The organism is uncultured Kiloniella sp., from assembly GCF_937128705.1.
Lineage (GTDB): Bacteria > Pseudomonadota > Alphaproteobacteria > Kiloniellales > Kiloniellaceae > Kiloniella.
This window is the reverse complement of the sequence record NZ_CAKZMP010000128.1, coordinates 1-8,978: the sequence shown is the minus strand read 5'-3', so window position 1 is coordinate 8,978 and position 8,978 is coordinate 1. Positions and strand designations below refer to the sequence as shown.

The following is an 8,978-nucleotide window of genomic DNA, read 5'->3' as shown; positions in this document are numbered from 1 at the left end:
GACACAATGGGCAGCGTCAGAATTCCGGCAGCCTATTGCGGTGTGCAGGGCCATAAACCGAGTTCGGGTGTGGTTCCGGATCACGGTGTCATACCACTTTCCACAACCCTCGATCATGTTGGCCCACTGGCGAGAGACGTTGAAACACTGTGGCAGGCCATGCATGTCCTCGCCGATTGGGGAAAGGCCTCGGCTCTGAACGCTGCAAACTTGTCGGGCGTGAAGATTGGCGTCTGGGATGGCGCAGGCGATGTCGCGCTGACGCCTGCTATTGCTGCGGGGTTCTCCGAAGCGATTGCGAATGTTGAGGGGCAAGGCGCGTCGCTGCGAGCGATTGCGCCGCCGGAGTATGACTATTCACGGTCGCGCCGCGCGGGCCTGGTTGTCTCGGAAGTCGAAGGAGCGAAAGAGCATGGCGTCACCGCCAATGGCCGCCGCCCGGATGGTCTGAGTGATACATTCTACAATCTGCTGCATTGGGGTGTGCGCCAACGGACAGAGAAAGTCGACGCCGCTTATTCTCACATACGAGACGTCCACAGCGCGGCGGCGGCAGTTTGGCAGGACGTCGATTTCATCGTCGCACCAACCGCGCCGCAAGAGGCATTTGGTTTTGATGTCGACGCCCCGGCGAACCAGGCGGACTTTACGGCCTGGGCCGATTTCGCAAGATTGCCTGCCACGGCAGTGTTTACAGGCCTGAGCGAGGCTGGGTTGCCGTTGTCTCTGCAAGTTATCGGACCAGAAGGTCACGACCGCGAAACGCTGCAGGTTGCGGCTTCGTTGGATGAAGATTACGACATTGAAGTTGTGGAAATGCATCACCGCCACAAAGTTGATTCGCCTTCAGGCACTGCACTGGCACTTGGTGAAGCTGCTGCGTCCGGACGGGGTGTTGATTTGGATAAAGTTGCAGACAAGGTACGCGATGGCATTATTGGGGCCAGAAAACGCGGCGATATCGGTTTCGCAACGCTGCGCGGTGGCGATGTCGTGGGTGATCACAGTGTGATCTTTGCCGCAGATGGCGAGCGGATTGAGCTGGGACACAGGGCGAGCAATCGTGAAGTCTTTGCCCGCGGTGCCGTTAAAGCTGCCAACTGGTTGCAGGGCAAAAAAAATGGCTTCTATGACATGCGAGATGTGCTGGGATTGAAATAGACTGTTTCAATCTTGGCGATGTTGAAAAGGGAGCTGTTCGCTCCCTTTTTTATGCCAGGACAAAAGAATCGTCTTAGCTCCGTTTCCGCTCACGATAGAGAGTGTATAGCCCGCTAGAGACCACGACCAAAGCCCCCACGATGGTCCATTGATCTGGAAATTCATCATAGAAGAGCCAGCCAAAGAGCGTGGCCCAGACCAGAAGTGTGTAGTTAAAGGGCTGGATTGCAGACGGGGTTGCGTATTGAAACGCGAAGATCAGAAAGAAATGTCCGAGGCTGATAAAAATACCCCCGGCAATGAGCGCCAACCAGCCGTATAGATCCGGCGTTACCCAGAAAAACGGAACCATGAAGGTTACACAGATCAAGGGAACGACACCTGTATAAAACTGTGATGTTTCTCCATCGTCATAACGGCTGCTGATACGTAGCAAAATCTGATAGACGGCAAAGGCTGCTGCTGCGAGAAGGGGCAATAGAAAGAGTTCGTTAAAGCCTTCAAAGCCAGGCCGTAGAATAATCATTACGCCTGCAAAACCAACAAGGACAGCTGACCAACGACGGATACCAACCAGTTCTTTTAACCACAGTGCTGATAAGGCTGTGACGACGATGGGGGCCACCGCCACGATTGCATGGACGTCGGCAATGGGTAGCAGTTTGAAACTTAGGGTAAAGAGGAACGCTTCGCCCAATAAAAAGACGGATCTGAATATCTGCAGGGGCAGGTTGTTCGCCTGTGCAACCTTTTTTAATCCCGTTGGGCCAGCTTTATAAAGCGCCATGCTAATCACAAATACAGACAGGATAATGTATCGTACCCAAAGAAGTTGTGGCAGGGGATAGGTTTGCGCAACATGTTTGACCACGGCATCACCTGAAGAAAAGGCAGCCATAGCGATAATGGCCAAGATAATACCTTGCCGTGTGGTATCCAATATAGATGCCTGATTTTCCTGTGTGCTCACAACGTGACTTTCTCAGAATGTAATAAACGCGCCCTTTTCAGACGACTTTACACAGGGCTTTTAAACCGCTGTTTGGGGCAGTATCGGGTAAAGCTGTTTGAAATATGAAGTTTTGTAACCTCCATCGACTTTGATCTTTATTCCACGCGCGGGCAAGAGGCAAGATAGTCAGGCGTTTTTTCAGTTACTTAAGCGACATCTTTGGAAATTCTTTACAGATTGAAAGCAAGCCTTGTGAGCAACGCATGGGAGACCTGTGGCTTTGTGCTTGCCCAGAATACGGAACCGGCTATACTCCGCGCAAATTATAACCTGACTGTAACCGACCCCAGAGCAAACTCTGTGGGCCTATAATGCGGAAATTTTATGAGCGAAAACGCCAAACTTGATGTTGTCGGCATTGGTAATGCCATCGTTGATATTGTTGCCACTGCTGATGATGCGCTGCTCGAAGAACAGGGAATCATCAAAGGGGCGATGAACCTGATTGATCAGGATCGCGCTAATGCACTTTATGATGTGATGGGGCCTGCGATTGAACGCTCTGGCGGATCTGCTGGGAACACTATGGCGGGTATTGCATCGCTTGGTGGCAAGGGCGGCTATTTTGGTAAAGTACGTGATGATCAGTTCGGTCAGGTTTTCCGTCATGACATTCGCGCAGAAGGTGTTGAGTTCAATACCGAAGCTGCAACGGATGGCCCCTCTACTGCGCGTTGTTTGATCTTTGTGACGCCAGATGCTGAACGTTCGATGAATACTTATCTCGGTGCTTGTGTTAATCTCACAGTTGCTGATATCGACGAAGAAATGATTCAGTCTGCCAAAGTTACCTATATGGAAGGGTACCTTTGGGATCCGGAAGAAGCGAAGAAAGCTTTTATCCATGCGTCTAAAACAGCCCATGCTGCTGGACGTAAGGTGTCGCTGACACTGTCAGATTCTTTCTGTGTTGGTCGTCACCGCGAATCTTTCCTGAATCTGGTGAATAACTACGTTGATATTCTTTTTGCCAACGAAGAAGAAGCCATGGCGCTTTTCGAAGTTGATAACTTTGATGCTGTTCTGCAAGCGGTCCGAGGCTGTTGTTCTGTCGCGGCAATTACCCGTGGTGATAAGGGTTCTGTCGTTTGTGCGGGTGATGAAGTTCACGTTGTTGATGCCATTCCTGTTGAACAGGTGGTTGACACAACAGGGGCAGGCGACCTATATGCAGCAGGATTTCTTTACGGATACACGAACGGCTACAATCTTTATGACAGTGGCCGGATCGGTTCAATCGCCGCCGCCGAGGTGATTTCCCACTTTGGCGCCCGCCCAGAAACTTCTCTGGCGGAACTGGTAGAGGAAAAACTTAAGTAGGTCATCGCTCTGTCACACGACTGCGCTACAGACCTTAGTGGTTACGTAGAACAGAAAGACAAGAGCACATTGATAACGCCATGGATGACCCGGGTGTATTTGATGACCGAAGATAATGCGGGGCGCAGAAGCCCCTCTTTGATACATGAGAGTATAAGGCAATGACTACAGCGCTTCGCAACGTAGCGATTATCGCACACGTTGACCACGGCAAAACCACTTTGGTGGATGAGCTACTAAAACAATCCGGTACATTTAGTGACCACCAAAAGGTCAATGAACGTGCAATGGACAGCAACGATCTGGAAAAAGAACGTGGTATCACGATTCTTGCCAAATGTACGTCTGTGGCTTGGAAAGAAACCCGGATCAACATCGTTGATACACCTGGTCACGCCGATTTCGGTGGTGAAGTTGAGCGTATCCTTTCCATGGTTGATGGTGTTGTTTTGCTGGTTGATGCCGCAGAAGGCCCAATGCCACAGACCAAGTTTGTGACATCAAAAGCTCTTGCCTGTGGTCTGAAACCAATTGTTGTTATCAACAAAGCTGATAAAGCTGATGCGCGCCCTGATTGGGTTGTGGATCAGGTTTTTGATATGCTTGTGAACCTTGATGCAACCGAAGATCAGCTTGATTTCCCGGTTCTTTACGCTTCTGCAAAACAAGGTTGGGCAATTACAAACCTTGAAGATCCGCAAGAGAATATGGAACCACTCTTCAAGTTGATGATTGATATTTTGCCAGCACCAACTGAAGAAGTTGATGCACCGTTTTCCATGCTGGCAACCACACTTGAAGCAGACAACTTCCTGGGCCGTATCCTGACCGGTCGTATCCACTCTGGTATTGCCAAGGTGAATATGCCAGTGAAGGTCATCACTGCCGACGGTAAAACGATCAACAATTGCCGCTTGTCAAAACTATTGGCGTTTGATGGTCTAAAACGTGTTCCTGTTGAGGAAGCGCGTGCGGGTGACATCGTGGCGATTGCGGGTATTCCTGATGCAACCGTTGCTGATACGATCTGCGATACATCTGTAGAAGAAGGCATTGCTGCACAGCCGATTGATCCGCCGACCTTGGCGATGACTTTCACTGTGAACGATTCTCCGCTTGCGGGCCGTGAAGGTGACAAAGTTACCAGCCGTATGATCCGTGATCGTCTGAACCGTGAAGCTGAAGGTAACGTCGCCATCCGCATCAAAGAAAGTGATTCAAAGGATTCTTTCGAAGTTGCTGGTCGTGGTGAGCTTCAGTTGGGTGTTTTGATTGAGAACATGCGTCGCGAAGGCTTTGAGCTTTCGATCTCTCGTCCGCGCGTGCTGATGCACAGAGATGAAACGGATACCTTGGTTGAGCCAATGGAAGAAGTTGTCGTTGATGTGGACGAAGAATACTCCGGCGTTGTTGTTGAGAAAATGGCTGAGCGTAAAGCTGAGCTAACTGACATGCGTCCATCCGGTGCGGGTAAAACCCGCGTGACCTTCCTGGCGCCTTCACGTGGCTTGATCGGTTATCATGGTGAGTTCCTAACCGATACACGTGGTACCGGCATCATGAACCGTCTGTTCCACAGCTTTGGTCCATACCGCGGTGCGATTCAGGGTCGTCGTCAGGGCGTCTTGATTTCCAATGGTATCGGTTCTGCTGTTGCTTACGCCCTTTGGAACCTTGAAGAGCGTGGAGAGATCTTTGTGAACCCAGGTGATGCACTTTACGAAGGCATGATCATCGGTGAACACAGTCGCCCCAATGACCTCGAAGTGAATCCGTTGAAAGCTAAACAGCTGACCAACGTGCGTGCTTCTGGTAAAGATGATGCGATCAAGCTGACACCACCGCGTATTCGTTCTCTTGAACAGTCACTTGCATACATTCAGGATGATGAGTTGGTGGAAGTAACACCAAAATCAATCCGCCTGCGTAAGCAATATCTGATCGGCCACGAGCGTAAACGTCACGCACGTAGCAAAGAAGCGATCGGCTAAACGATCTTCGCTATCTTCGATAGAAATGACAAAAGGGGCTGCTTTTTAGCAGCCCCTTTTCTGTGGTCTAAATATTATTTTCTGACTCTTTAAGTGTTCTGTGAGCGTTGGTCGGATTGATCTGTCTTAAAGCTAGAAAAATATCTCTGAATAATATTTAAACTAACCCATGCATTGCTGCAAAGGGGTCCCAACTAGAGTCTGCGTGCCAATCGTATTCACTCCATTTTGCGACTTGCTTTGCACGGTCTTTCCCATGCATTTTTGATATTGCACCTAAGCTCATATCCATTCCAGCGGATACGCCGGAAGACGTCATAAATCGACCATCTTCAACCCATCGAGCCTGCTTTACCCATTGAACTCTTGGCCCTTGAGACACAACCCACTCGAATGCTGCTTTGTTTGTTGTGGCACGCTTATCATCAAGCAAGCCAGTCTTGGCAAGGAGAGCACTTCCGGTACAAACACTTAGAACAAATTCAGCGTGATCTGCTGTTTTCTCTATCCATTGAAGGACATTGGAATTTTCGACTTCTTTTCTTGTTCCTGCACCACCGGGAACAAAGATAATATCGAAATCGAGCCGGTCTTTGATCGAAAAATCAGCGACAGCAGATAACTTTTGGCCACTTTGGATTGCTCCTTTGTGCTCTGCTATCAGGTTAAGTTCATAGTCCTTTGATAAAAGGCCAAACATTTCCATTGGACCAAATACATCTAACAATTCAAATCCGGGGAAAATTAAAGCGCCTATAGTTCTCATTTATAGATCTAAGCCTTGTTTTATTAGAAGTGAGTACATAGGCAAGTATCTAGCTAGATACTTGCCATAGGTTTGGCACCAGACTAGGCCTGTTTTTCTGAAGGTTTTTGGCCAGAATTACCCTCTTCCGGTTCTGATCCAATTGGATAGACAAAGCGCTGGTAGAGGAAGCCGATGCCGATCAGGCAGAGACCAAGGCCGATAAACGAGGCTACGCGGTAGAGGCCGCTGAGGGCGGACATGTCCCACAGGAAGACTTTGGTCGTCACCAGAAGAACCAACCCAAGCGAGAGGTGGCGTATCTTGGAAATATCCCGAATGATCCCGACGGCAAGCAGTATTCCGGCAAAGATAAGCCATGCGGCGGAATAGCTGTAACCCTCGGCATTGAGAATGTCGCCTGATGCCATAGCAAGGGGATGGAACGCCCGGCGGACTTCAAGTGTCAGGTCCAGGAAGACAAGCCAGACAGCGATGCCGCCTATCCATGGCATAAACTTCTTATGCTCCTGATTACGGGCTTCGCGGTAAATAATAACACTGATCAAGCCGGGAATTAGATAGGCGAGCGATAGCTGGTTGAATAGTGGCCAGTTCCCCACGGCTTCGTTGGTAAAGACAGGGTTGAAGATAAGAGACTGGAAGACCAGTATCTGTGCCCCAGCCATGGATAACAGGATCTTAGAGCCCCAGTTGCTGGCAATGCGCGGTACGATGCGATTGCGGTAATAAAGGAATGCGCCTGTTATCAACCAGGACAGGGACTGTAGGCTTTGTTCAAGCGGGCCGTAGTACTGGGCATACAGATTATTGTCGTTCACCAGATATCTGATTTCCAGATTGACGAGTACGACGCCAATGGCGAGTGCCCCTGATTCAAGAATAGTCACGAGCTGGTCGTCTTTTTCTTGTTTAAAATAATAGGCCGCCCCGGCAAAAGCGATTGCTGGAATACCAAAACTATAGAGAAGCCAGAGCGCATCGACTTCTTCTTGTGGAATTACAGGATCAAAATGATTCAGGGCGACGAGCCTAAGGATAACTGCCACAGCGACGAAAAGAATGCATGGACGTATAAAGGGGATGCGTACTTGAGACGCAACCCATCCGGCTGAGGGCAGGAGTAAGGCGAGGGCAATCGTCAGGCCGCTTTTTTCAAAGGCGATGGCAAAGGCAATACCCAAAGCAGCGAGAACCGAGAGGGCATAGACGCCCAATACAGGTTCCATACCAGCTTCTGATCTTTTTGGCAGGACCTGTTTGGCGGCCATAAAGCCGAGGCCAGCAAGAACCAGTGCGAGTAGGCTCCACGCGAGATCAGCACCGATAGCGGATACTCTGAGATAAACAAACAAGAAGGCCAACAAAGGGACTGTCGCTGACAGCGTCGCCAGATACACGGGTGTTTTGGTTTTACTCAGACCTCTGAAGCCGACAGCTGCGGCAATAATGGCAATAAAGCCAGAGAGCAGCAGATAGAAATTAAGCTCTGGCGGGATGATGGGGTTAATAAGCGTTCCCGCGTCTTGTCCGGAAACGTAGAGGGTTTCTGGAAGCTCGATCGAACCGGGGAAGGGATAACGGGCGACAATATAAAGCGCGACCAATGAAATCCCCGTAAGCAGGGCTTCACAGTGTCTGAGTTTGAAGGCGCTATACCCAAGCCCGCCAGCAATGATAAAGAAGAAGACAAGCGAGGCGGTAGAGAAGTTATCCATGGACAAGAGGATAATCTGTAATGCCAGTACAGCCGTCATGGCAGAAAGCCCAAGGATCTTTTCTGGTGACAGTTTGCCGTGAAAATCGAACGGGTGCTTTAAGCTGGTTTTGATATCTTCGATAGAACTGAGGAAGCTTTCATACCGTGGCGCGATAAAGAGGCCAATCATCAGAATTTGATGCAGAGCCAGCGGATAGATATCGCCATTTATCCATGCAGCAGGCATCCAGATAAGTTGCCAGAGGACTGAACCGGCGAGCGACATCCAGCCAAGCCACCACCAGCTTTGATAACGCACAACAGCCAAGGCTGATGCGGTGATAAAGCTTAGATAGCTGAAAAGAGCCCAGGCGGATGAGTTGCCCGTACTGACAAGCATTGGAATAACAAAGGCACCAGCCATGCCCATGGCGGCAATCAAAGGCCCCTGCAGTAGGGATAGCCCCAACCCGGCAATTGCGACGATAGTCAACAGAACAAAGGCAAAGAGCGGCGAAATCAGATCATAAAGACCATAGGCGGCATAGATACTACCATAGGTGATGGCAAGACCTGCTGCGGTCAGGGCGGGGGGAACATGATTGGGTTTGAGCGCGGCGATAGCCTGTTCAATGGGGCGTCTGCGTAACCATTCCCCACCAAACATCAGGGCCAAACCAAAAAGAACGCCGCATGTAATTCTAAAGCCGGGGGAGAGCAGATTGTTCTCAATGGAATATTTTATCAGGAAGACGCCCCCGATAATGACGGTCAAACTGCCAAGCCAGACCAGCCACTGACGGGTGAAAGCCTCTTCGAAAGATTTCCACGGGCTTTTGTCGCTGGAATAGTTTTCCATGGCTTCGGCAATGGATCTGGCTGCGACAGGTTGCTTGTCTTGTTGCTCAGTTTGCTGGTTACCCTGTTTTATGTCTGATGGTTCTTGAGCATTGGCTCCGGGTTGAGAAGCTGCAATTTCTTCTGAGGACGAACGCTGTTCGTTGGTTTGTACTGATTTTTGCAAAGACT

At 49.9% G+C, this 8,978-nt stretch carries 5 protein-coding genes and 2 pseudogenes; 4 read left to right on the top strand and 3 right to left on the bottom strand.

Annotation, left to right across the window (positions count from 1 at the left end; translation table 11 throughout):
• Positions 1-6: 6 nt before the first annotated feature.
• Both Q0241_RS07240 and dapB read left to right on the top strand, forming a co-directional pair.
• A pseudogene (locus Q0241_RS07240) lies at positions 7-756 on the top strand (amidase family protein); the annotation flags it as partial.
• Between the two features lie 12 nt (positions 757-768).
• Positions 769-1,161 (top strand): annotated as a pseudogene (gene dapB, locus Q0241_RS07235) (4-hydroxy-tetrahydrodipicolinate reductase); the annotation flags it as partial.
• A gap of 73 nt (positions 1,162-1,234) precedes the next feature.
• On the opposite strand, the gene Q0241_RS07230 reads toward dapB, so the two are convergent.
• On the bottom strand, positions 1,235-2,131 hold the full coding sequence (locus tag Q0241_RS07230; protein ID WP_299375331.1) for a DMT family transporter: 897 nt from the start codon (positions 2,129-2,131) through the stop codon (positions 1,235-1,237).
• A gap of 366 nt (positions 2,132-2,497) precedes the next feature.
• Here Q0241_RS07230 and Q0241_RS07225 point away from each other — a divergent pair, with 366 nt between their 5' ends.
• Both Q0241_RS07225 and typA read left to right on the top strand, forming a co-directional pair.
• Positions 2,498-3,493 (top strand): adenosine kinase, encoded by a 996-nt coding sequence (locus Q0241_RS07225; protein WP_299375327.1) that lies wholly within the window; start codon positions 2,498-2,500, stop codon positions 3,491-3,493.
• 161 nt (positions 3,494-3,654) lie between these two features.
• The gene (gene typA / locus Q0241_RS07220) at positions 3,655-5,484 is read left to right on the top strand and encodes a translational GTPase TypA (protein WP_299375324.1); all 1,830 of its coding nucleotides are present in this window, start codon (positions 3,655-3,657) and stop codon (positions 5,482-5,484) included.
• Positions 5,485-5,641: 157 nt separating this feature from the next.
• Here the strand turns inward: typA and Q0241_RS07215 are convergent, their stop codons facing one another.
• Positions 5,642-6,250: a DJ-1/PfpI family protein gene (locus tag Q0241_RS07215; protein ID WP_299375321.1), complete on the bottom strand. Its 609-nt coding sequence runs from the start codon at positions 6,248-6,250 to the stop codon at positions 5,642-5,644.
• 83 nt (positions 6,251-6,333) lie between these two features.
• Positions 6,334-8,978: DUF2339 domain-containing protein (locus Q0241_RS07210; RefSeq protein ID WP_299375318.1), on the bottom strand; the 2,645-nt coding region annotated here is incomplete at its 5' end.